At 41.5% G+C, this 24,738-nt stretch carries 17 protein-coding genes; 7 read left to right on the top strand and 10 right to left on the bottom strand.

The genetic code is table 11. The annotated features are described in order from the left end of the window. Positions 1–2: 2 nt before the first annotated feature. From E0H82_RS06700 to E0H82_RS06720, 5 genes are all read right to left on the bottom strand, one after another. Positions 3–782, bottom strand: coding sequence for a polysaccharide deacetylase family protein (locus tag E0H82_RS06700; protein WP_416224491.1), 780 nt, complete (start codon positions 780–782; stop codon positions 3–5). 43 nt (positions 783–825) lie between these two features. Continuing rightward, a complete protein-coding gene (locus tag E0H82_RS06705) occupies positions 826–1,716 on the bottom strand; it encodes an ELM1/GtrOC1 family putative glycosyltransferase (RefSeq protein ID WP_131263933.1) in 891 nt (296 codons plus the stop codon). 74 nt (positions 1,717–1,790) lie between these two features. Continuing rightward, a complete protein-coding gene (locus E0H82_RS06710) occupies positions 1,791–2,717 on the bottom strand; it encodes a branched-chain amino acid transaminase (protein ID WP_131263934.1) in 927 nt (308 codons plus the stop codon). 28 nt (positions 2,718–2,745) lie between these two features. Further along, positions 2,746–5,496, bottom strand: coding sequence for a bifunctional [glutamate--ammonia ligase]-adenylyl-L-tyrosine phosphorylase/[glutamate--ammonia-ligase] adenylyltransferase (gene glnE, locus E0H82_RS06715; protein WP_131263935.1), 2,751 nt, complete (start codon positions 5,494–5,496; stop codon positions 2,746–2,748). 316 nt (positions 5,497–5,812) lie between these two features. Continuing rightward, entirely contained in the window at positions 5,813–7,075 is a 1,263-nt protein-coding gene (locus tag E0H82_RS06720) for a sensor histidine kinase (RefSeq protein WP_131263936.1), read from the bottom strand. Between the two features lie 323 nt (positions 7,076–7,398). On the opposite strand from E0H82_RS06720, the gene E0H82_RS06725 reads away from it, so the two are divergent. Further along, positions 7,399–8,973: a sensor domain-containing diguanylate cyclase gene (locus E0H82_RS06725; protein ID WP_131263937.1), complete on the top strand. Its 1,575-nt coding sequence runs from the start codon at positions 7,399–7,401 to the stop codon at positions 8,971–8,973. Between the two features lie 99 nt (positions 8,974–9,072). Here the strand turns inward: E0H82_RS06725 and E0H82_RS06730 are convergent, their stop codons facing one another. After that, positions 9,073–11,121 (bottom strand): EAL domain-containing protein, encoded by a 2,049-nt coding sequence (locus E0H82_RS06730; protein ID WP_131263938.1) that lies wholly within the window; start codon positions 11,119–11,121, stop codon positions 9,073–9,075. Positions 11,122–11,396: 275 nt separating this feature from the next. Further along, the gene (locus tag E0H82_RS06735; RefSeq protein ID WP_131263939.1) at positions 11,397–13,586 is read right to left on the bottom strand and encodes a carboxy terminal-processing peptidase; all 2,190 of its coding nucleotides are present in this window, start codon (positions 13,584–13,586) and stop codon (positions 11,397–11,399) included. A 225-nt stretch (positions 13,587–13,811) separates the two neighbouring features. Between E0H82_RS06735 and nagZ the strand changes: the two genes are divergently transcribed. Beyond that, the gene (gene nagZ, locus E0H82_RS06740; RefSeq protein WP_131263940.1) at positions 13,812–14,831 is read left to right on the top strand and encodes a beta-N-acetylhexosaminidase; all 1,020 of its coding nucleotides are present in this window, start codon (positions 13,812–13,814) and stop codon (positions 14,829–14,831) included. A 108-nt stretch (positions 14,832–14,939) separates the two neighbouring features. Beyond that, positions 14,940–15,812: a class I SAM-dependent methyltransferase gene (locus tag E0H82_RS06745; protein ID WP_131263941.1), complete on the top strand. Its 873-nt coding sequence runs from the start codon at positions 14,940–14,942 to the stop codon at positions 15,810–15,812. Positions 15,813–15,886: 74 nt separating this feature from the next. On the opposite strand, the gene E0H82_RS06750 is transcribed toward E0H82_RS06745, so the two are convergent. Beyond that, on the bottom strand, positions 15,887–17,212 hold the full coding sequence (locus E0H82_RS06750) for an alpha/beta fold hydrolase (RefSeq protein ID WP_131263942.1): 1,326 nt from the start codon (positions 17,210–17,212) through the stop codon (positions 15,887–15,889). A 307-nt stretch (positions 17,213–17,519) separates the two neighbouring features. Between E0H82_RS06750 and E0H82_RS06755 the strand changes: the two genes are divergently transcribed. From E0H82_RS06755 to pta, 4 genes are all read left to right on the top strand, one after another. Next, complete coding sequence (locus E0H82_RS06755; protein WP_131264134.1) at positions 17,520–18,785, top strand: glutamate-5-semialdehyde dehydrogenase; 1,266 nt, start codon at positions 17,520–17,522, stop codon at positions 18,783–18,785. A gap of 128 nt (positions 18,786–18,913) precedes the next feature. Next, on the top strand, positions 18,914–19,315 hold the full coding sequence (locus E0H82_RS06760; protein ID WP_131263943.1) for a hypothetical protein: 402 nt from the start codon (positions 18,914–18,916) through the stop codon (positions 19,313–19,315). A gap of 303 nt (positions 19,316–19,618) precedes the next feature. Next, on the top strand, positions 19,619–20,842 hold the full coding sequence (locus tag E0H82_RS06765; protein ID WP_131263944.1) for an acetate/propionate family kinase: 1,224 nt from the start codon (positions 19,619–19,621) through the stop codon (positions 20,840–20,842). A 50-nt stretch (positions 20,843–20,892) separates the two neighbouring features. Further along, positions 20,893–23,052 carry a phosphate acetyltransferase gene (gene pta, locus E0H82_RS06770; protein WP_131263945.1) on the top strand — a complete coding sequence of 720 codons (2,160 nt, stop codon included), beginning with the start codon at positions 20,893–20,895 and terminating at the stop codon, positions 23,050–23,052. An 89-nt stretch (positions 23,053–23,141) separates the two neighbouring features. Here the strand turns inward: pta and E0H82_RS06775 are convergent, their stop codons facing one another. Continuing rightward, complete coding sequence (locus E0H82_RS06775; RefSeq protein ID WP_131263946.1) at positions 23,142–23,759, bottom strand: class I SAM-dependent methyltransferase; 618 nt, start codon at positions 23,757–23,759, stop codon at positions 23,142–23,144. Between the two features lie 57 nt (positions 23,760–23,816). Beyond that, positions 23,817–24,722 (bottom strand): DMT family transporter, encoded by a 906-nt coding sequence (locus tag E0H82_RS06780; protein ID WP_131264135.1) that lies wholly within the window; start codon positions 24,720–24,722, stop codon positions 23,817–23,819. Between the last annotated feature and the right edge of the window lie 16 nt (positions 24,723–24,738).

Genomic DNA, 24,738 nt, shown 5'->3' on the forward strand with positions numbered 1-24,738 from the left:
ATTTAGCCCTCACGCTTGCCCAATTTAAGTCTTAACTTCACTGCAAAAAGTGAATCTTTCCCACTTATTTTAATACGTTGCAATTGCATAAAATCAGGTTGCTCGCCATCGATCCCTTCAACGGTTGTTACCGCATTGTGATAGCCAGCCTGTTTTGCCAACGCCACATCACGTGCAGAATAAATCCCAAAAGGATAGGCAAAACTGGTCACGGGCTGTTGAATTAATTGTTCAAGTTGTTGTTTAGACTCAGCTAACTCGTGAAGGCATTCAGCATCATCCAGTTTAGCGAGATTGGCATGCGTCATGGTGTGTGAACCAATTTCAACCCAACCACTGTGGGCCAAAAATTTCACTTGCTCATCATTGAGTTTCGCTTCACGTGCCAGTTCACCGCTATTATGATGTGCCTTTTTATAAGTCGACCAGTCACGATCATGCCGATCAACCACCACATAAATGGTTGCTTTGGCTTGATATTTTTCTAAAATCGGATACGCATTTTCCAAGTTATCCAAATAACCATCATCAAAAGTAATCGCAACGGTTTTTTCAGGGTGTTGTCCCCAATTCTGTTGTAATTCTTGCATCGTAACAAAATGGAAACCTTGCGCGCTCATCCATGCAACTTGCTGCTCAAATTGTTCAGGTGTAACGCGCAGCTTATTAAATTTCGCCCCATCAATATGCTCTCGTACCATGTGATACATCAGTACACGTGGTCGTTTCCAGTCTATAGCAGGCTTCCACCAAGCGTACTTATAACTAAACAGCACCACCATTATGAACAGAACAAGAAATAAGTAAATCACAGGCAACTTCTGCTTATTGAGCTAAAAGATATGTTGCCACACGCTCTGCTTCTTTAAAAGCATTTGGTTCGGGCAACTGAGCGAATAAGAGCGATTCCGAGACAATTCCTTTCGTCAATAATCCATCTACCGATGTGGTAATTCGGTCTTGTTTCACTCGATCCATGGCAATCACGCCAACTCTACAACCCGCGGTCAATGCCTCATAAATCATCGAAACACTATCTTCCGTCACCCAAACCGCCTCCGCCTTTTGCATTTCTTCAAAAATCCAGCCTTGCGGCGTCTGTTCTACAGGAAAGAAATGCACCTGCGGCAAAAATGGATGTGCATTCAAACGCGCTACAAAAGAGGCTGGTGTTCGGCGTGAGGTGGTCAGCACAATTTCGCTATCCGAATGTTGCTCAACAATCGTTTGAATGGATGTAAATACTTTTTCATCATGCCATTGATGTCGTTTGGATGAACCACCCAAAGCAATTAAAATCCGCCCCGATTGGTGGCGCTGTTCATTCACAATCGGATTCAATGCCCCTTGGGTCACAATCACATGATCAAATGCTTGAACATTATCATGTGCTGGAATCACACTATAATCAAACCAAGCGAATGGATAATTCGGTTTCATCAAAATCACAGTTTTGGCTTGAGTATAAATTTTTCCAAGCAACAACACACGTAATTGGGTATGACTGCCTACACCAAAAATAAAATCAGGTGTAGTTTGGAGCTGTGGAATAGATCTACGGAATAGTCCGAGCAAAAGTGGAAATAAAGCTAAATCTTCTATCAAAATCTCTTCAAAACTCACGGTTTCTACAGATTGTCTTTGCATGGCTTTAAACAAGCCAAGTGCTTGTGAACGATGTCCTGCTTTTCCATCACTGACATAGACAATATGCATAAACTTAAACCATGATAAAATTTCAATAAAAAAGGCGAAACCGAAGTCTCGCCTTTTGATCTTAACCGATCAACTTAGTTTACGTAAGTCAACCAATGTGCATATTTGTCGTTACGACCTTGAACTGCATCAAAGTAAGTCTTTTGAATTTCAGTCGTAATTGGGCCACGTGCACCACAACCAATTTGACGGTCATCGTATTCACGAATTGGTGTCACTTCCGCAGCTGTACCCGTAAAGAATGCTTCATCGGCAATGTAGAACTCATCACGCGTAATACGGCGTTCTACTACCTCATAACCTAAGTCTTTGGCAATGGTAATCACGGTTTGACGCGTAATACCGTCAAGCGCACCACCAGAGATATCTGGGGTATGTAACACGCCATCTTTAATCAAGAATACGTTTTCACCGGAACCTTGGCATACATAGCCTTGAGGATCCATTAACATTGCTTCATCGTAACCTGAATGTGCAACTTCTTGGTGAGCCAAAATAGACAAAGTATAGTTGCCCGAAGCTTTTGCTTTACACATGGTTACGTTTGGATGGTGATGCGTAAACGAAGAAGTTTTTACACGAATCCCTTTCGCCATTGCTTCTTCACCCAAATATGCACCCCAACCCCATGCTGCAACTGCGGCATGAATGGTGTTGTTTGTCGCGGCAATACCCAGTTTTTCAGACCCAATCCAGATTAACGGACGTAAATAGCAAGATGCTAATTTATTTTCACGAACCACATCAATTTGAGCTTGTTCTAGCGTCGCTTGATCAAATGGAACTTTCATTTGATAAATTTTTGCAGAATTAAGCAAACGCTTAGTGTGGTCTTTTAAACGGAAAATCGCTGTACCTTTTGGTGTCTCGTAAGCACGCACACCTTCAAAGACACCCATACTGTAGTGCAAAGTATGCGTTAAAACGTGAACTTTCGCTTCACGCCAGTCAACCAATTGTCCATCTTGCCAAATAAAACCATCACGATCAGCCAAATTCATGGCACACACTCCAAATTTTTATATACTGTCATTTTTTATCCAACATAGCCGTAGCGGTTGGATCTATTAATCTTTGCCATAACTTGCAAACGATCACGCGGGTATCGTGCCAGTCCGCAGCATTGACTTGCATGGATTGATTCGCAAGCGCTAAACGGTGGCTCTCGGCTCGTTCACTGAGATAAGCTTGAATCAATGCTGTTGCATCGTTACTGGATAAGCAACCTGCTTTTGCAGCGTCTTCAAGGATTCGTACATTGTCGGAGTAGTGGGCGAGATCGGAATTCGACCCACTCCAGGCTAACACAGCATACTGTGCCATAAATTCAATATCAACGATACCACCTGCATCCTGTTTTAAATGAAAAATTCCATCTTTTTGCTGTTCTTTAGAAGAGCCTAAATGGTCTTTCATTTTTTGGCGCATTTTGAGTACTTCTTCGCGGACATTTGCCTCATCTCTTGGTCGCGTTAAGATACGACAGCGCAGTTGCTCGAACTTATCTCGCAACGTTTCTTCACCCGCAATCGAGCGTGCGCGTACCAATGCCTGATGTTCCCACAACCACGCATTTTTAAGTTGGTATTGTTCAAATGCTTTTAAGCTGGTGACAAGCACACCTGCTTCCCCCGAAGGACGCAAGCGGGTATCAATTTCATAGACCCGACCATCTAAAGTTTGTGTCGTCATCAATGAGATAAACTTTTGCGCCACACGCATGGCAAATTCAAAACCACTGATAGATTTTGGTCCATCGGTATCTGACTGTTCATCCATATAGTGAATAAACACCAGATCCAAGTCTGAACCATAGCCCAACTCAATGCCACCAAGCTTACCATAGCCCACAACGGCAAACGCCATATGGTCAATGGCACAGCGCTGCCCTTCATTATCGAGTGGAAAACCATGTCTTTTCGCAACCATTTGATATGCCATGTTCAAAGTCGCATTCACAGACACTTCAGCAATATCGGTTAAGGCATCAGAGACTTTCATGAGTGGACTTTCAGCTAGAACATCGCTGGCTGCTACCGCCAAAACATTAGATTTTTTAAATAGACGCAACACTCGCATCAGATCTTCGACTTCATCCAGTTCAATACGAAGTAATTGCTGACGTAATGAATCTTGTAAATCCTGACGGCGAGGCAATTCAAAATCCATCGACAAAAATTCATCCAGCAACACGGGATAATGCGTCAATTCTTCACAAATCCACGGACTAACCGTGGCCATTTTGACTAAACGCTGTAGTGCACCCTTGCTCTCAATCAACATCACCAAATACACAGTACGGCGCATTACCGATTCGACCAAAGGCATTAAACGCAATAAAGCCGTCTGCGGTTTATCCGACTCTAAAATTGCCTCAATCAAATGCGGCCAGAACATTTTCAAACGTTGTACTGCTTTTGCAGGCAGTTTTTTCAAGGCATTACCATACCAAAACTCATGCACTAAATTTTTGGCATCATCATCCAGTACGGCTTGTAAACGTTGTTCTAACTGACCAAAACTCTCGATTAATGGATCAGGTTCTTTTTCTTTAATCAAATGCTCGAATTGATAAATGACTTTAGCGCGCTTTTGATTAAGCACATCCAAAAATGCTTGCCAGTCGGTATAGCCCAGCGTATCTACCATACGTTGGCGCAGTTCAGGCTCATTTGGTAAAGATTGCGTCTGTTGATCATTTAAGGCCTGAATGGCATGTTCTACTCGACGCAGAAATAAATAGGCATCTTCCAGTTCAATCACCACTTGTGGGTCAAGTAATCCGACTTCACCCAAATGATGCAAACTCACCAAACATTGGCGATCTTGCAACTCGAGTTTTGAACCGCCATAAATTAGTTGGAAAACTTGTACGATAAATTCAACTTCGCGAATCCCGCCTGCACCCAGTTTTATATCATCTTCAATATTACGACGTGCCACTTCTCTTTCAATCATGGCTTTCATTTCGCGCATGGCTTCAAATGCGGTGTAATCGACGTAACGTCGGAATACAAATGGGCGCGTCATGGCGAGCAATTCATCGCCTTCTTTGCCGCCCGTCACAATACGTGCTTTGATCCAAGCATAACGCTCCCATTCACGTCCATGCTGACTCAAATATTTTTCCAAAGCCACGTGACTGATTGCGAGCGCAGATCCATCTCCCCATGGACGCAGACGCATATCCACACGGAACACAAAACCATCGGCAGTCATGTGATCCAGTAAATAAATCAGCTTTTGTCCCCAAAGAATACAAAACTGCTGGACATCAATACATTTGCGCCCATTGGTTTCGCCTTGTTCATCAAAGGCAAAAATCAGATCAATGTCACTCGATAGGTTTAACTCTTGTGCGCCATGTTTTCCCATAGCAATCACAATCAAATCTTGCACTTTACCGCTATAGCCTATTGGCTCACCATGCTTAGCAACCAGCGGTTTACGTGCAAAATCTTTCGCCGCGCAAACCATCGCATCCGCAAAATCAGATAACTCTCGCGTTAAGGTCACAACATCGGTCAATTGGTTCGCATCTTGCCAAATCCAGCGAAACATAAGGCGTGCCCGCAAAATACGACTTAAACGTAGCCATGTTGTTTCATCATCTACGCTGTGTAATACCTGTTGAACTTGAGCAAAAATTTGTGGGGTGGTTAATGAAGTCTGAAACTGATCAACGCCATAATCTTGTTCTAATAAGGTTGTATGGATTGCCAAAACCTGTTCTGCATACTGGCTCGCACACAACGTTTTTTGCAATTGTTCAGCGTTCATCAAGAGCTACTCTCCTTCTTTGGCACATGCCTGATTCAACTTTTTTTAAGCCTTCGAGCCTCATGACATCTTAATTTTAATATCTGGACTCGTCATTGCTGTTTTAATCCTGATTCGACCATCAATGGCTCTTTTAATCCGTCAAGTTCTGCTTGAACAGCAAGCATATTTCGAAATAATCTGAGCGGATATTGGGCATAAGTATGACGTCGACTCTAGCTCGAGTGTACTCAATCAGATGCGGGGATACTACCGAATGCTTTCGGTTTTGAAGGATTTTTTCGAACAATGTAAATCATCTGGAAAAGGCATGCTGTTAAGGCGAAACTTCTTTTTTCTTTTGGTTTTGACCCAGAGCCAAATAAGATTCTGCTTGCGGTAAAGTCACTTTAAATAAGGTTCCTTCCCCTTCTTTAGATTGCACCTGAATTTTTCCTTGATTAATTTCTACAAAGCGTTTACACAGTACTAAGCCAAGCCCCATGCCTTTTTCGCCATCCGTACCTTTAAAACTGACGGTTAACCGCGGTTGAAATAACTGTTCGATTTGTTGTGCAGTCATACCCAAGCCCGTGTCTTGAATGGCAATTTCGACCCCTTTGCTTGTGACTTCAGCAGAAATTTGAACTACACCAGAACCGTCCATATGGGTAAACTTCAACGCATTAGAAACTAAATTCTGAATCACCGAAGTGACCATATTAATATCAGCAAAAACTTTGATCTCTTCGGGTACAGCATCAATTAATTGGATATTCTTTTTAATGGCTAAGCCATTCAACACATCAAAAACAATTTTTGAAGCCTGTTTCAACTGGAAATTAATCGGATGGAAGACAAAACGACCACCTTCTGCCATTGCCCAATTGAGTAAACTTTCCAATAAGCTATATGTCGATTGCGTCGTGTCATGCAAATAGTCTGCAATATTCTGAATACTATCTTCATCCAAACTGCCACGCTCTTGAGCTAAAACCTCTGAAAATCCGAGCAAGCCATGAAATGGAGCACGTAAATCATGTGCAATAATTTGGAAGAATTTAGTTTTACTAAAATTTAATGCAGACTGCTGCTCATACATTTCTTTCAGTTCTGCATGATCAATTTTAAGTTCAATATACTTCATTAAACTGGCAAATAACTCTTGCAGCATTTGAATTTGATCTTGCGTAAATGCTTGTGTTTGATGGTCAAACAAAGCCACGTGACCGACCGAATCACCTTCGCTATTTTGTAAATTCAAAACCACTAAACGGGGCTGTGATACCAAGCCTAAAGTCGAAATTGCTGTTAAGAAAATTGAATAATCAGGATGTCGTTCATCGATATACGCTTGTCTGATCAAACTGGGAAACAATGAGGAACTGGCATAGGCTTTTAAACCCGACTGCATGGACACCCATGCATAGGGCTCATTATAAAATTGTAAAACAGCATAATCCACGGCAAGCAGTTGCCGCGCCAATTTGAGAAAACTCGAAATTTGATTCTGTGATGACGTAATCCCTAACAGCAATGAAAGTCTACAAGCGCTTAACTGCTCGGTTTCTGAGCCAATCTCTAAGAGTTGTATGTTCATAATTGCCTCGGGGAAAATCAAACATTGCGACAGTAGATTGTGCAGATTCAGTTAAATCTTTAATTAAGAATAGATTTTGGAATTATGATACAAAAAATTAAAATATATTTACAAAAACAATATAATACTTAATCTCTGAGTTGACCAGTCATGCATGTGTTAAACACCTAGATAAATTTCATCAAAACTAGATTTTTATCCCATTTCTCTATACATTGTCCAATGTAAAACAAGTTTCATTCAGACTGACTTTCAATCCAATATCGTCACTCGACAGCACTTAGCATACACGACATTTTCAACAGCACCCGACCCATATTGTGATGACCATTCTGCAAAGGCTACTTTCAAAACTCAATCTAGATTTGAGAAAGTTAATTCTTTTTCTTGCGATGTTTAGTGTGTTTAGCCTATTTGTGATTTCACTGGCCGTCAGCTATTACATTCAGCGCCAACAACTGATTGAAAATTCATTGTCTGTCAATTTTGATTATGCTTCAAAAATTGCCCAAGGAACGGACTTACAATTTAAAAGTTTAGTCAAGCAACTGGCATATAGTGCAGATATTCTGGGACATTCTTTTGATGATGCCGACACACTGCAAAATGAAGTAAATCGCTTACGTTATCAATCCAATTTTTTTGACAGTGTCGTCATCATCAATAAACATGGACGCTTTGTTAGTTATGCACCAGAACATTTGGCATTTGATAAAAAATTAGTCAATAAAACCTATGGCATTCAACTGTCATTAGAAAAAAAAGCCCCTATTATTACACCGCCTTACTATTCAGTCCGACATAATTTAATTGTCTTTATCTCACAACCCATTTTTGACCAAAACCACCAATATCTCGGTTTTATTGGCGGAGCATTGTATTTAAAGAAGAATAATCTAATCCGCGAATTGCTCAGTATCAAATATAATTATCAAAATAGTTATATGTATGTGCTTGATCAATATAATCGTATTATTTTTCACCCCGATCCTAAACGAATTGGTGAAACGGTAACGCACAACTCGGGGCTTGCCCACATTCAAGCCACCAAGTATGGAAAAATGGAATTGGTGAACAGCCAAGGGCATGAAAATCTCGCTGGTTTTGCCTATGTGCCGTCAACCAAATGGATCATCGTTTCCCAACAACCCACTGCGGTACTATTAGAACAAGCCACCAATATTGTTTATAAAATTTTGTTCGGTATGTCGATCTTTTATTTAGTTATTTTCTTTATCGTGTGGCGTATTGCCTATCTCATTTCCAATCCACTGGAACAGCTTGCAAAAATGGCCAGTGTATTGAATACCCCAGATATCGATCAAAAAATTAAAAGCATTGAACCTTGGTATTTTGAAGTTTTAAAATTCCGCCTCTCTTTGCTGCTGAGTGCTCAAAACTTTAAAAAGCGGATCAATGAGCTAAATTACCATGTCAATACCGACCCACTGACAGGCTTTTATAACCGTCGTGGTATGGATGTATTTACTCAAGAATTGATCAATGCCAAAACCCAATTTTGTGTGATCGCCATTGATATTGATCACTTTAAACAAGTCAACGATACTTATGGACATGACAAAGGCGATTTGGTTTTACAAAAAATAGCTGAATTGATTCAGGCCAACTTCCGCGATAATGATGTGTGCTGCCGTTTCGGTGGTGAAGAATTTATTGTTTTAACACCAAGTACCGATTTGAATATTGGTTATAAACTCGCAGAACGCCTAAGACTAAAATTAGAATCGACTTTAATTGCAGGGATTGGACCAATCACCATTTCCATTGGTCTTGCACATTGGCCAAATGCTTCAATTCATATTAAAGCCGTCATGAAACTGGCTGATGAAAACCTATATCAAGCCAAAGCAAATGGACGCAATCGCATCTGTATGTAACCTAAATTGGTGCTTGAGAATTTAAGCGCGGGCAATCAACCTCATCTTGAGCACTCAAAATCAAATTGCCCCATCAACCCACGTTTCACCATTTGATGGTTAAAAACGTTCGAGTTTCTCGACTTCCATGGGCATAGCGAGTAAATAGCCTTGTAATTGTTGACAGCCTAAACGCGATAAAATTTCTGCTTGTGAGGCACATTCCACCCCTTCAGCTGTCACCACCAAACCGAGTTTAATCGCCAGTTGAATAATACTTTCTAGGATCATTTCTTCTTTAGAATCAACTTCTAAATCATAAATAAACTCACGATCTATTTTCAGCTCATCCACTGGAAGATTTTTTAAATACAGAAAGCTCGAATGTCCTGTACCAAAATCATCAATTGCCAACTTGATGCCCATTTGACGCAAACGCTCAAAACTCAAAATACTGGATTCAATATGATGCATCGCAGTCGTTTCTGTAATTTCAATCATCAAATGACTTGGATCAATTTGATATTTTTCAAATAACTGTTCTAGGTTGGTGAATAAATGCTTGTGTTCAAATTGCACAGCAGAAAGGTTTACAGCAACAGGGAAAAACGGTGCGTTATTTTTTTCCCAAATTTGAATCTGGCGGCACGCTTGTTCCAGTACCCAATAGCCCAATTCAATAATGAGTCCGGTCTTTTCAGCACCCCGAATAAACATATTGGGGGTTAATAGCCCCAAAGTTGGATGCTGCCAACGAATTAATGCTTCCACACCACAAATTTGATGATCGCGAGTAGTAAATTTAGGTTGGTAAAACAAGATAAATTGCTGCTCTTCTACAGCTTTATATAAATCATTGATTAATTTGGTTAAACTTTTAGTTTCCTGCTGATCTACCGTATAGTTAAACACCGAATAGGTATTACGACCCTGATATTTCGAGGAAAGCATTGCCGCGTCTGCATTGATTAATAAATCTTGCAAATTATTGCCATGTTCAGGAAACATCGCGATGCCAACGCTTGCCGAGATATTAATTTCCTTCCCTGCAATCAAAAAGCTATTTTGAATTTGTTCAAGTGCAACATTTGCCATATGCTCGGCTTGTTCTAAGCTTGCATCTTCAATCACCATCAAGAATTCATCACCACCAATACGGAGCAATTTTTGATGCTCATTCAATTGGGCATGAATACGGCTTGAGAGCTGAACCAACAATTGGTCGCCAACATGATGACCAAAGACATCGTTCACCCCCTTAAAACGATCTAAATCAATAAAAAGAAAAGCAATTTTTTGATCATTGTACCGGTGATTGGTAAATAGAAAGTGGGCATATTCAGCTAAATACAACCGGTTAGGTAATTTGGTCAGATTATCCCTAACCGCTTGTTTCGCCAACTCTTGGTTTGCCGTATATAATTGTAAGTTGCGCTCTTCTAAACGTTGCTCTAACACCGCAACAAAAAAAGCGGCAATAAAAATCAGAGAAGTCACCAATAATACGGTGAATAAAATTAAGCTATAACCCGATTGGTTTAAGATAATCAAATCGGTGGCATATTTCACAAATTTGGTAGCAGCCATACCACTAAAATGCATACCAACAATGGTGATCGACATCATTAACGCAATAGCCAGTTTCAACCAGAGTTTATATTTGATTGCCGCTTTATATTTGAATGTTAACCAGAAGGTTAAGCCTGAACCACAGATTGCAAAAATAATCGAGAACACCACTAACATGGCATCGTATTGAATATGATAAGACGGTAATTCTAATGCAAGCATTCCTGTATAGTGCATGCCAGAGATACCCAATCCCATTAATACCGCCCCCATAATGAGACGTGCAAATGATAAAGTTGGACGGGTAATCAACCATATGGCAAACGTCGAAGCAATAAATGCAATTAAATAAGAGGTTAAAGTCAGCCCAAAATCTACCGTAAATGATTCTGGAAAATGGCCGGCGAAAATAGCAATAAAATGCATACACCAAATGGCAACCCCAAGCACCAATCCACTGGTCACCAAAATTACGTTGTGAAGCTTCTGCTGTGGCCCACGAAATAATAATTGTTCGAGTGACACGACCATTAAACATGCCAACAAAGCAAATAAAATAGAACCTATAACTAGGCTTAAATCATAATGTATATGAACCATATAAAGCTTCCGTTTAGGTCATCTTTTTTTTATCAATACATTCAAAGTCGAGCTCTCAAGCGATAAAAAACGTTAAGTTTTTTTCAAATTTTATAATCTTGTTTAGAATCTAATACTCTATCGTTTTGGTCAAGTGTTTATTCTTGATTATTTTGAAAAAAATGATGCCATAACTGTCTGTTATCCATTTATTTTTTATGCCTTTTTCATACTCAAAATACAGTAAAGCCAGTCCGATGGGACTGGCTTTAAATCGGGTCTATCCTACTAAAGAATTAGGACTTCACTTTCTGTATTTTCGCATAATCCAGCAATACATTCGCCGCTTCAGTCACAAACGCTTCTTCTTCAGGTAATGCAGGTCGTTGCGTTGCTTTCATTTTAGCACGAGACTCCGCCAATGCATCTAGAGATGCTTGGTAGCTTTCCCAATTTGCATATGGCTTTTGTCCTGTCGCCTGACGACGTTGGTTTTCTGCCTGTAAAGTTTCTTGCTCCAGTGCTGTCAACTCCGCTTTACGTTGATTCATATCGAGAACTATTCGTTTTTGTTCATCCGATTTTTTGGCAATTGCTTTACGCTGTTCCAAATATTTGAACTGTGGCTCAACACCTACACGCTGTTCAGAAGCTTGATCCAGTTGCTGTACATAAGGCTTCACTGAGCCTTCTCGCTTAAATGGTGCTGTCGGGATGGTATCCCATTTTAAAGCATTCTTCGCTTTACGCTCACCGAACTCTTCGTTGTAAATATCCACCAAAGTAACATCTGGAATGACCCCTTTATTTTGCGTACTTCCTCCTGTTACTCGATAGAACTTACGCTGAGTTAAGGTCGCCTGTCCGTAAGCTAAACTGTCCAGTTGAACTTGTGCAGTCCCCTTACCTGTAGTAGTGCTCCCAATGACAATGCCACGCTCATAATCTTGAATGGCAGCAGAATAAATTTCGCTGGCCGAAGCTGAAGCCAAATTAATTAAAATTGCCAATGGACCCGCATAGGTCTGCGCGCCACCGTCATCATCTTCAAACACGCTGACATTGCCATTGCCATCTCGAATTTGTACCACTGGACCAGACTTAATCACCTGCCCCAACATACGCGCCACTTCTTCTAAAGAACCACCAGGGTTATTCCGTAAATCAATAATGATGCCTTCTACATTTTTCGTTTGCAGATCTTTCAAGGCATTGTTGGTATCTTCTGACACCGAACGATATTCATTGCCCGCACGTCGAGCACGATAGTTCAAGTAAAAAGACGGAATTTCAATGACACCCATCCGATGCACTTTGCCATCGCGTTTCACTTCAACCACACGTGAACGTACGCCTGCATCTTCTTCCTGAATCACATCACGTACGATAATGACATTTCGTGCTTGGCTCATTGAAGCACCCGCAGCCAATAGCCGTACCGTCACTTTGGTGCCACGTTTACCACGAATCAACCCAACAATTTCATTGCTTGGCCAACCCACCACATCAATCATTTTCTCGCCGTCTTGTGCCACACCAATAATGCGGTCACCTGACTTCACTTGTCCTGTTTTGCTTGCAGGCCCACCATCTACAATGGTTTCAATCTTGGTGTAGTCTTCATTGCCACGTTCTGGACGAATGGATACCCCTATTCCTTCTAACTGTAAAGTCGTTTGACGGTTCAATTCCATCGCATCAACAGGTGGGAAATAGTTACTGTGCGGATCATAGGTCAGCATCATCGCATTTAAGGTTTTATCTAGAACATCATCACTTTTGGTACGGCTAATACGTTCTAATTGACGCGTGTAACGTTTAGTCAAGGTTTGTACTGGGGTGAGGTCTTCTGGACTGGTTAGATCCTGCCCATTGGCGAGTTCGGGGTTATCTTTCAGAACTTTTTGCTTGGCTTGCTCTTCTTGTTTGCTAATGTTCAAATTGATGAGTTGTGACACCAGCATCTTTTGCCAATAGGCACGCTGCTCTTGAGTATTTTTAAAATAAGCTGCTTTTTCACGATCAACATCAATATAAACATTTGACTGATTCAAGTTTTGCGGTTTTTTCAGCTCTGCCAACATAAACTCATAAAACTGTGACAAACGCTCACGATATTGGGCATGAATGGCATAAGGACCGGTTAAATCCCCTGCTTTTAATGCTGCGCCAAAAGTTGAGCCATATTGTTTTTTGTATTGCTCAACTTCTGAGTTCAGAAAAATTGTATGGTCTGGATCTAAACTGTCCAGATAAAAATCAAGAATGCGGTTCGAGGTGTCTGCATCCAAACGCATGTTTAAATAATGTTGGCGGTCAACTAAAGTGGCCAATTGTCGTGAAACCAGTGCTTGTTCTTTTGTTGGCACGACAGATTGAGAGACTACAGCGGTTTCATTGGCTGCAATTGCTTGATTGATTGCGTGTGTGAAAAACAAACCACCAGTCGCAATGGCAACTGCACAAGCTATTGTTTGAAGTTTCATAAATAATTTGTACTTCCTTGGTTTTTGACCAAAATTACTGCGTCGTTATTCAAAATGAATGGTGCAGATTCAACATCTTAAACAACTAAATATGTTTATGTCGTGTAGTTTTATCATAATCTGTGCTGACAAAATGTAGCAAATCATTGCAGAATTCGGGTATTGTTTCGCGGAAGCTGATCCCTTCAGCCTCTTTATTTAAATCATTCAAACACGGACACCGATATGATTGGCGCATTGATGCTAGACATCGCTGGCACAGAACTTACTCAAGAAGATATTGAACTATTGCAAGCTCCGCAAGCCGGTGGCGTGATTTTATTTGCACGAAATATTCAGTCCCCACAACAAGTCCGTGCACTGACCGATCATATGCGTCAAATTCGTCCTGAAATTTTAATTGCGGTCGATCAGGAAGGCGGACGTGTACAACGTTTAAAACAAGGCTTTACCCTACTTCCTGCCATGGGTCGCTTTGGTGAGTTATACCAAACAGATGCTGAGCAGGCATTAGACCTTGCTGAACAATGTGGTTGGCTCATGGCAACAGAAGTTTTGGCTGTTGGGATTGATTTTAGCTTTGCGCCTGTGCTCGATTTAAACGACATTAGTGATGTGATTGGTGACCGTGGTTTTGCCAAAAACATGCAAGACATTGTGCCACTTGCCAGTGCGTTCCTGAAAGGTATGCAACGTGCAGGTATGGCTTCAACAGGCAAACACTTCCCAGGTCATGGCTCAGTAAAGGCAGACTCACATGTCGCGGCTGCCATTGATTCACGTCCTTATGCAGAAATCTTTGCCAAAGATATGCAAAGTTTTATCCAACTGATGCCGCAACTTGATGCCCTCATGCCTGCCCATGTGATTTATGATCAGGTCGATCCGAATCCAGCAGGCTTCTCTGAGTTCTGGATTCAAAACATTCTTCGCCAAGAATTGAAATTTGATGGCGTGTTGTTCTCTGATGATTTAAGCATGCAAGCGGCCTGTGTCGCTGGTGGTGCTGATGCCCGTATTCAAGCAGCTCTGAAAGCCGGCTGTGATATGGGGCTGGTATGTAATGATCGTACTGCACAATGTATCGCTTTAGCAGGTATGACAGAATTACCGCTGCCAAATCAGCAACGTTTAGAACGTATGCGCGGGAAAATCCCGAATATTCAAATTGGTGAAACTTTAGCGCTCGGTGCTGAATGGCAGCGTATTCGAGATAATGTGATGGCTTTTAAAAACGCCAACTAATTATTCGACGGAAGGAGCACCACAAAGTGCTCCTTTTTCTTTATGATGTGAATACTTTCAGCAACTATGCTGTACTAAAATCAAAACAAAAAAGTAGGTCAGGACGACATGACAGAAGGACTTTCACAACATCGCCATATCTCTTTTACAGCCCATTACACAGGCTATATTTGGTATCAAATGGGGATTTCAAATCCCGTTTTTGCCACTGCCAAAGGTAAATTTTTAGCAAAACTGGTACATCCCTTAGAATCTTGGGCAGAACACTATGTAGGGGGCAGTATGCGTAGCACCTTAAAGCAACGCCACCGCATGATTGATGAACATCTTTATCAATTGATTGCCCAGCACCCTCAACTACAAATCTTAGAAATTGCGTGTGGGCTTTCACCGCGCGGTTGGAGTTTCCGTCGCAAGTTTCCCAATTTGGTCTATCGAGAATTAGACTTGCCTGAAATGGCACACGTCAAAACTCAAGCACTGCAACTACTTGAATCCAATAGCCCTCAGGTATTCAGCGCTGATATTTTTAGCGATGAATTTACTCAGGTTTTTCAAAAATTTGACACGCGATTTCCACTGGTGGTGATTAGTGAAGGACTAATTAACTACTTTGATAAAACCCTATTGGCACAATTATTCCAAGCAATTAATCACAATGGGCAGCATTTCCCTGAAATTCATTATCTCAGTGATATTTACCCTGAACCCGTCAAAAATAAATTGGCACATATTATTTGGAGTAGCAGCAAACTGTTAAAAATGATGTCACGTAGTGCCTTTAGTTTTCACTTTACGCAACCCAATGAGGTACAGAATTTCTTGCAAGATGCAGGTTTTCAAACATCATCTATCATTCAACCCAAACTCTATTTCCAAGCGCAAACAGATGAAACCACTTCTGAAGAACATCTTGGCGATTTGGTCTGGATGCTATACGCCTCAAGTAAACCCGCCTCACAGCCCAGTTTAAAGTACTAAAATAAAACTCAAAAGGGAGCGATCGATCGCTCCCTTTGATTGACACTTCATTACAAATTTCTTGTCACTAGATGTTAGGCACTTGCCGACATCATCAAGGCTTGCTGGCGTTGAATATAACGAAGTAACCGTTCCGCCACGTCAAAACTGCCGTGTTTAAAGAGGGCACGAACATGCGTTTCGCCTATTTCGAAGATCAAACATTCAATCGCAAAAGAACCTTCCTCATCGTGCAGATGTAAAGCTAAATCACGTGGATATTGTGCAGTAATTCGACTGTCACCTTGGGTAAAATTGAGTTTTAAACCAAAGAAATTCATATCTTCAATTTCAGTTGCTAGCTGTAAATCTGAATGGCGATGAGTTAAATGCGTAAATGGTTGACTCACCTGAATTCTTGCTTCGCCACGCCGCTCCATGGTTAATAGCTGCGCCCGCGTCATATTCAGAATGCCATCTAACTGCTGAATAGACTCGCCACGTAAATAAGTTGCGAATAAATGCATGGTTTCTTTACGGCGTTGTAATTGTGGAACATGATCCGCATTGGCAATCATGGCAAATTCCATCTCAGGACATTGCAAGGCAAAATTGGCATTTTCATAAGGCAATGTGAAACTGTCATATTGACCACATGCAACCAAAACCTTACAACTCGGAATAGGCACATCAGTTAAACGGAGCAAGCGATTACAGTTAATTTCATAGCGTTCTTGCTCGGTCTCTGTAAATTCTGCCATCTGCCGAAAGAACAACCGTTTTGCCGTTGGTGACATTCGAGTCACATCGAGTTTGGCATGATTCACCAAATACAAAATGACCGCCTGCCCAAATTCCTCCATACGCTGTTCTTGCATAAGAAATAAGGATTCTTCGAGTAACATACGCCAGCTTTTACGCGTTTTTTGCATCACCCCCATCAGAATCATACGGTCAATTAATTCAGGATGTAAGTCAGCCAAACCCGATGCCAACACGGAACCTAAAGACATTCCCATGACTGAAACTCGCTTCAGCCCGACAATATCCAACCACTGCCCTAACATGACGGCAAGATCGCTTAACTCTAATGTCCCTGCAGAAAGCCCGGTATCGACATTGGTAATTTGCTGATTTGCACCCATCGAAGGCAAATCAATTAAAATGACGGGCCCTGCGGCAAACAGCTGCTCTACACAATATTTATAAGAGTTAAAATTTTGGAATGCCCCACCAATAATCACAATGGGCGTACGGTGAAGCGTTTCAGGTTCAGCAATTGCCATGTACTCGATTTTCCACCCATCTATCCAAGTGGTTCGAGCTGGCTGTTTAAAGCTGTGCTTATTATATAAATCAAAAAAACCATGACGGTTTATTGATGACTGTAATTCCGCGTCCAATTGGATAATGGAATTCATATTCCTTACCTCCATCCTTGTCTTATTTTTATTTTGCAAGACACTACTTATGCAACGTATGTGCCTATTTTTAAGCACAAACTCATTCTATTTTTTGTGTAAGACGTCAATGTCATTATCGCTTGTCATCATATACAAAGGATGATTTTGGCTGCAACTCATTCCATGACCGCTTATCTTTTTTTGCCCTAAAAGCGATAGGATGCATCCTGTACGCTAAAGTTTTATCTATTTTTACCAAGATACTTCATTGTCAGTACACAGGCTGTTACTATCGGAACTGAAATTTCTAAGTGATCAAACCGCCATGCAAGAGTCGATTGAACAATATATGCAAACGGTAGGACAACAAGCACGCCTAGCTTCGCGCGTGTTAGCCAGCGCTTCTACCCAGATGAAAAACAATGCTTTGTCAGCAATTTACACAGCATTACAAAACAGTGAGTCTACGATTTTAGCGGCCAACCAAATAGACATGGATAAAGGCCGTAACAATCAATTAGACAGTGCCTTGCTTGATCGCTTAGAACTCAACCCCACACGCTTTAAAGCTATGCTGCAAGGTCTTAAAGATGTCATCAGTCTGGTCGATCCGATTGGTGAAATCACGGATTTAGCCTACCGTCCTTCTGGCATCCAAATTGGAAAAATGCGCGTGCCACTGGGTGTAGTCGGTATGATTTATGAATCACGCCCAAATGTAACCTTAGAAGCCGCTTCTCTGGCATTGAAGTCTGGTAATGCCATTATTTTGCGTGGTGGTTCTGAAGCATTGGAATCGAATAAAGCCATTGCCGCAGCGATTCAGCATGGACTCAAAGCATCAGGTTTACCTGAAACTTCAGTTCAAGTGATTAATACAGTGGATCGTGCAGCAGTAGGTCAGCTTATTACCATGTCGGAATATGTGGATGTGATTGTTCCACGTGGAGGCAAAGGTTTAATTGAGCGTATTAGCAATGAAGCCCGTATTCCTGTGATTAAACATTTAGATGGTAACTGCCATGTATTTGTGGAAGCACAGGCAGATTTACACAAGGCGCTACCGATTGCACTGAATGCCAAAACCCATCGTTATGGTGTGTGTAATGCCATGGAAACACTCTTGGTCGATGAAAAAGTTGCCGAAGAGTTTTTACCACGCATCGCAGAATTGTATGCAGAGAAAAATGTTGAACTCCGTGGTTGCCTTGAAACACAACGGATTCTAGGCAGTGCCGTTAAACCTGCAAGTGAAGAAGATTGGTACACTGAATATTTAGGTCCAATTTTGGCAGTTAAAGTCGTATCGGGAATGGATGAAGCGATTGAACATATTAATAAATATGGTTCACATCATACCGATTCGATTATTACTGAAAACTTCAGTTTAGCGCGTCAATTCCTTGCGCGAGTCGACTCAAGCTCAGTCATGGTGAATGCCTCTACCCGTTTCGCAGATGGTTTTGAATATGGTCTAGGCGCTGAAATTGGCATCTCTACCGACAAAATTCATGCGCGTGGCCCAGTCGGTCTAGAAGGTCTGACTTCGCAAAAATGGATTGTGTTAGGCGACGGACAAATTCGCCAATAATTCCTCTCTAACTCAAGTATCTTTAAGTGTTCAGTTTCAACCATGAAGCTGAACACAGCGACTACACTATCCCTATCCTAAATCTTGTAACATGATAAAAAAATTGAAAAAGATAAAAGGGAAATCGCATGTTCTACTATTTGATCATTTGTACCTTTTTACTGGCATTACTGGTTTCTTTTACAGTAATGAAAATTTTTTCCAATTCGATTAATACTATTCTGGCACGCATTATTCACGACCCGATTCATGAAGCTTGGGCAAAATACACCAAATTTGCTGGCATGGTAGTCGGAACATCTTCAGGCATTCGTATTTACGATATGGAAAAATACATCACGCCGCTGACTTATACCGATAATGACAAGAAAATTGTGATTGAACTGACTCAAGAGCGCTGGGTACTGGAAATTTACAGGACGATCATCGAAACCTTACAAGGTCTGGCTTGGATGATGCTGGTCTTTTTTATGGTGGCATTAATTGCTTATGTGATTGTACGCTGGTCAGAAATCAAGTATCAAAACTAAGCATAAAAACAACACTTAGCACCTGCTCAAAATTCATTTCTCATGCTAGGGTTAAAGACGTACAGGCAGGAGAATTTATGCTTGAGTACTATTTCATGAATAAATGAAAACCATCAACCAATAAATTCTATTTATTATTGTTTCACTGGTCGATAGTGCTTAAGTCTAATCTCCTAAAGTCTATCTAGGACAGAAAATCAACACATGATAAAACATCATTACTGATCTGGATTGCATTGAAAAGTACTGCATAAAGATCACTTTAGGGACGACTTATTTCAATTAAAATTCGGGTATATAAACGTGTCTACATCAGTATTAGTAATTAACTGCGGTTCATCTTCAATTAAATATGCACTTGTTTCAGAACGCCGTGAAGATCGTATTTTTGGTTTGGCAGAAAACTTAGGCTCTGCTGAAGCCCGCATTAAAGGTGTCACTGTTGGTGGCGCACCACTAGAACTGTCTATTCCTCATGCGGATCATGAAAAAGCATTAGAAACCATTTTAGAGCGTCTTTCTCACTATAACCCTCAAGCCATTGGTCATCGCGTTGTACATGGTGGTACATTGACCAAAGCTGAATTATTGACACCAGAAATTATTGAACGTATTCGTGAAGCTACGCCGCTTGCACCGCTTCACAACCCTGCACACCTTGTTGGTATTGACGCGACCATGCGTTTATTCCCTGAATTGCCACAAGTTGCTGTATTTGATACTGCATTCCACCAAACCATGCCTGCACATGCTTATCGCTATGCGGTGCCTAAATTCCTTTACACTGAACACAATGTCCGTCGCTATGGCTTCCATGGCACCAGCCACGCTTATGTGTCTGAACGTGGTTCAGAGTTGGCTGGCAGCTTAAAACAAGGCGGCTGGTTAACAGCTCACTTAGGTAACGGTAGCTCGACTTGTGCTATCTGGAATGGTCAAAGTGTTGACACTTCTATGGGCTTAACGCCACTCGAAGGCATTGTAATGGGAACTCGCAGTGGCGATGTAGACCCGAGCTTACATAGTTTCTTAGCCTCTAACTTAGGTTGGGATGTCTACAAAATTGACAAAATGCTCAACAAAGAAAGTGGTTTACTCGGTTTATCCGACAACCTTTCGAATGACATGCGTACTTTGATTGAAGCATCTGAACAAGGCAATGAAGATGCAACGCTTGCCATTGAAGTCTTCTGCTATCGCCTTGCAAAATCTTTAGCTGGACTTAGTTGTGGCTTACCACGCTTAGATGGTTTGTTCTTCACAGGTGGTATTGGTGAAAATTCTGCCTATATCCGTGAAAAAACCATGTCATATTTACCACACTTCGGCTTTAACCTGAATAAAGAGCAAAATAACAGCCTCAAACGTGGTACCGAAGGGCGTATTGATGCAGGGACTGGTCCACAAATTTGGGTCATTCCAACCGATGAAGAAGGTCGCATTGCCAAAGAGACAGCAAGCGTTGTCGAGCATGAGGTTAATCAGACAACTGCAAAAAAGCCTGAATCAACTGCCGCGATTGCTTAAGCAATCGCGCCTTGACTGCATTTTCTATTTTTAATGAATACATAACGACTATGAAAACAATTCTTTTAGTCCCAACTGGTGAAGGCGTTGGCCTTACATCGGCATGTTTAGGTTTAAGCTATGCTTTAGAATGCCAAGGTGTTAAAGCGGGCTTTCTTAAACCTTTTTCTCAAGAAAGTAAAATTGAAGCTGATCGTACCAGTGCACTTTTTCAGCATCTCACCAAAAGTGAAACTGTTGAACCTATTCCTTATGCAACCGTCACTCAGCAATTAAACTGTGGTGAAAGTGATGAACTGCTGGAAGAAGCTGTTCGCTTACATCGTCAAATTGCAAAAAAGCATGACATTATTATTGTTGAAGGTTTATTACCCAACGCACGTGATGCTTTTGCCTCTGAACTGAATGCCGCTTTAGCAAAAGCATTAGATGCTAAAGTCATTATTGTGAGCAATGCAGATATTCATAAAGCCTCTGCATCAGCTGAGAAAGTCGAAGCTCAACTGCGTCATTTTGGGGGTGCATCGAGTGATCGTACTGCTGGCGTGCTATTCATGCGTACCAAAGGCTTGCCTGAAGGTTCTGCTCAAATTCCATTGACCTTTGATCCAAGCCTACGCTTAGTAAGTGATACCAATAAATTTGTGGCAGATATTCAAAAAACTCATGCCCATATTGGTACAGCACAGTTGCCCGTGATTGGTCTGGTGCCATTTAGTAATACGCTGAGTGTGCCGCGCATGTCAGATTTGGCAGCCAATCTACAAGCTGAATGGATTAGCCAAGGTGAAGCTTTACAACGCCGTGTTCTGCACAGCAGCCTGATTGCAGCCAATATTGAACACGAACTGGATAAGTTTGTTGCAGGCGAGTTAATCATTAGTGCTTCAGACCGTATTGATGTTTTATTGGCAAGTAGCTTAGCCAGCAGTAATGGAACACCACTCGCAGGTCTATTATTGACTGAACATCATGCACCGAATAGCCAAATTCTAGATTTCTGCCAGACTGCGATTAAGCAAGGCTTACCAATCTTACATACCCCACTGAGTACGTTTGAAACGGCACAAAGCTTAATGAACTTAAGCAATGAAATTCCAGTGGATGATACTGAGCGCGCCGAGCAAGTCACTCGCTTTGTCTCTAGCCATATTAATGAAGAATGGCTCGCTCTACTGTTGAAGGGTGCTTATTGTCCACGCTTGTCCCCTTCTGCTTTCCGTCATGAACTGGTGCAAAAATCCATCCATGCCAAAAAGCGCATTGTATTACCTGAAGGTGACGAGCCTCGCACCATTCAAGCCGCTGCAATCTGTCAATCTCGTGGTATTGCCCAATGTATTCTTTTGGCTAAACCAGAAGCTGTGGTTGAAGTGGCAAAAGCCCGCAATATTGAGTTGCCATTTGACCTTGAAATTATTGACCCAGACCTCATCCGTGAAAACTATGTCGGGCAAATGGTCGAGTTACGTAAAGGTAAAATCAATGAATTACAAGCACGTGAACAACTACAAGACACCGTAGTTTTAGGCACCATGATGTTGGCGCTCGATCAAGTTGACGGTTTGGTTTCTGGTGCAGTCCATACCACAGCCAACACGGTTCGCCCTGCATTCCAGTTAATTAAAACGGCCCCTGAATATTCATTGGTTTCTTCAGTATTTTTTATGCTGTTGCCTGATGAAGTCTATGTTTACGGTGACTGTGCGATTAATCCAGATCCAGATGCGGAACAACTGGCGGAAATTGCCATTCAATCGGCAGACTCAGCCAAAGCATTTGGCATTGACCCTCGTATTGCCATGATTTCCTACTCTACAGGTACATCAGGTGCAGGTGTAGAAGTCGAAAAAGTGGCCCAAGCGACAGCTATTGCAAAACAGCGTCGCCCTGACCTCTTGATTGATGGTCCATTACAGTACGATGCGGCCTCTGTGGAAAGTGTTGGCCGTTCTAAAGCGCCAGATTCTCCAGTTGCGGGTCGCGCCAATGTCTTTATTTTCCCAGATTTAAATACAGGCAACACCACTTATAAAGCGGTACAACGTTCTGCCAATGTGGTGAGTGTTGGACCAATGCTGCAAGGTTTAAACAAACCTGTAAATGACTTGTCTCGTGGTGCCTTGGTGGATGATATTGTGTTCACAATTGCGCTCACTGCGATTCAAGCAGAACAACAAGTTGAAGCCAAAGCGAGCAAAGCGTCTTAAATAATTTTTCGGTTTTCCAGACCACTCTTTCGAGAGTGGTTTTTTTTGCTTTGATCAATCAATCCAATTGCGTCATTACCCCAGAATATCTAGAGTGGTTCAACCTTTTTTGCCAACCACACGGTATGCCCCGTACATTCAGTATCTTCTGCAACCATCTTTAGCACTTGAAAGCCATATTGAGCCAATAAATGGCGGTATTCTTCTGAAGCTAGACTGGCATGATACAACGCTTGACCAAACAGCTCACCAATCACTTCACCATGTGCAGGACCACTGGTAAACATAAGCATTGTTCCCAGTTTGGCATGTCGTGCAAATTGAGCAAACATTTGCCGTTGATCGTCTTGAGTCAAATGAAAAAAACTGTCCCATGCCAAGATTGCATCAAATTTCTGATCCAAGCTCAATTGGCGTATATCCGCCTGAAGCCAAGTTTGCTCGGGAAAGTTGTGTCGTGCCATTTGTAACATTAGCTCGGAACTATCCACCCCAGTAATTGCACAACCCCGTTCAATTAAATAAGTAGCAATCGGTTTCCCCGACCCACAGCCTAAATCCAAAACATTTGCTTGATCTGGCAGCATAACTAACATGCGATCCAACCACACTTTTTCAAATAACAATTCTCCACGCAATGCCACCCATTCACGTGCATACTTCTGATAAAGCTGAATAATATTTTTTGATAAATGATTGTTTGGCATCACGTTTCTTATTTATGTTAAAGACATGAATGATATTCTTTATAATTTTTACAAAACTCAGCTTTGTTTCGAAAGTTGTATACCCTTTGACCGTGGCATTTTTACAAAGAAAATCGCGTTACCACATAAAATTAGAACCACACCAATGACTGCATTCCAATGCCATTGATAGCCTTCCCACACCGTTGAAATCGCTAAAGCCACCAACGGAAATAACAAAGTACTATAGGCCGCCTTGCCCGAACCAATACGCCCGACCAAATAGAAATAAGCAGTAAAACCAATCACCGAACCAAAAATTGCCAAATAAATTAAAGCCGAAATTGCACTTAAAGGCAGGGTTGGAAAAAAGTCATCCTGTTGAACCAATGAAATAAATGCCATCAAAAGAGCACCGTACAACATACCATAAGCATTGGTGGTAAAAATATCCAAACCGTTTTTCTGATGACGGGTACTAATCATATTGCCTAGAGAAAACCCATAAGTTCCGACCATGCAGAGTAATATTCCAAGCAAGGTTTGACTGTTTAATGTGGTGCCAATCACATCCTGCCAGAACAAAGCAATAATCCCGAGCACTCCAAGCAAAGCCGCAGGATAAAACCGAGATGAAATTTGCTGTGCAAAGAATAGTTTGGCATTCAAGGTATTGAAAATGACTGCCATGGAGAAAATAACGGCTTCTAAGCCACTGCTCACATAGTGCACCGCATAGTAAAAACAGACAAAGTTAAAACCAAAAATACAGCAGGCCTGTAACATACAAAACAGATGATCTTTCACTGCCAGTTTTTGTAGTTTTCGGCATAGCACAATAAAAGCAAACAAGACAATTGCTGAAATAAAAAACCGCCAAAAGACAGCAACATTGGCAGATATACCACTTTGTTGTTGTAGGCTAATCGCGATCCATGTTGTGCCCCAAATCACCACAACCAAAGCATATAACAGCGCATTCATTCGATTTAAACCCAAG

This window comes from Acinetobacter sp. ANC 4910 (assembly GCF_004331035.1).
Taxonomy (GTDB): Bacteria; Pseudomonadota; Gammaproteobacteria; order Pseudomonadales; family Moraxellaceae; genus Acinetobacter.

What these genes read in the sequence shown, in the direction of transcription:
- E0H82_RS06775 (WP_131263946.1), bottom strand. Translation starts at nt 23,759, where the DNA reads ATGCCAAACAATCATTTATCAAAAAATATTATTCAGCTTTATCAGAAG.
- glnE (WP_131263935.1), bottom strand. Translation starts at nt 5,496, where the DNA reads ATGAACGCTGAACAATTGCAAAAAACGTTGTGTGCGAGCCAGTATGCA.
- E0H82_RS06705 (WP_131263933.1), bottom strand. Translation starts at nt 1,716, where the DNA reads ATGCATATTGTCTATGTCAGTGATGGAAAAGCAGGACATCGTTCACAA.
- E0H82_RS06760 (WP_131263943.1), top strand. Translation starts at nt 18,914, where the DNA reads ATGTTCTACTATTTGATCATTTGTACCTTTTTACTGGCATTACTGGTT.
- pta (WP_131263945.1), top strand. Translation starts at nt 20,893, where the DNA reads ATGAAAACAATTCTTTTAGTCCCAACTGGTGAAGGCGTTGGCCTTACA.
- E0H82_RS06725 (WP_131263937.1), top strand. Translation starts at nt 7,399, where the DNA reads ATGACCATTCTGCAAAGGCTACTTTCAAAACTCAATCTAGATTTGAGA.
- E0H82_RS06735 (WP_131263939.1), bottom strand. Translation starts at nt 13,586, where the DNA reads ATGAAACTTCAAACAATAGCTTGTGCAGTTGCCATTGCGACTGGTGGT.
- E0H82_RS06730 (WP_131263938.1), bottom strand. Translation starts at nt 11,121, where the DNA reads ATGGTTCATATACATTATGATTTAAGCCTAGTTATAGGTTCTATTTTA.
- E0H82_RS06750 (WP_131263942.1), bottom strand. Translation starts at nt 17,212, where the DNA reads ATGAATTCCATTATCCAATTGGACGCGGAATTACAGTCATCAATAAAC.
- E0H82_RS06720 (WP_131263936.1), bottom strand. Translation starts at nt 7,075, where the DNA reads ATGAACATACAACTCTTAGAGATTGGCTCAGAAACCGAGCAGTTAAGC.
- E0H82_RS06700 (WP_416224491.1), bottom strand. Translation starts at nt 782, where the DNA reads ATGGTGGTGCTGTTTAGTTATAAGTACGCTTGGTGGAAGCCTGCTATA.
- E0H82_RS06745 (WP_131263941.1), top strand. Translation starts at nt 14,940, where the DNA reads ATGACAGAAGGACTTTCACAACATCGCCATATCTCTTTTACAGCCCAT.
- E0H82_RS06710 (WP_131263934.1), bottom strand. Translation starts at nt 2,717, where the DNA reads ATGAATTTGGCTGATCGTGATGGTTTTATTTGGCAAGATGGACAATTG.
- E0H82_RS06755 (WP_131264134.1), top strand. Translation starts at nt 17,520, where the DNA reads ATGCAAGAGTCGATTGAACAATATATGCAAACGGTAGGACAACAAGCA.
- nagZ (WP_131263940.1), top strand. Translation starts at nt 13,812, where the DNA reads ATGATTGGCGCATTGATGCTAGACATCGCTGGCACAGAACTTACTCAA.
- E0H82_RS06780 (WP_131264135.1), bottom strand. Translation starts at nt 24,722, where the DNA reads ATGAATGCGCTGTTATATGCTTTGGTTGTGGTGATTTGGGGCACAACA.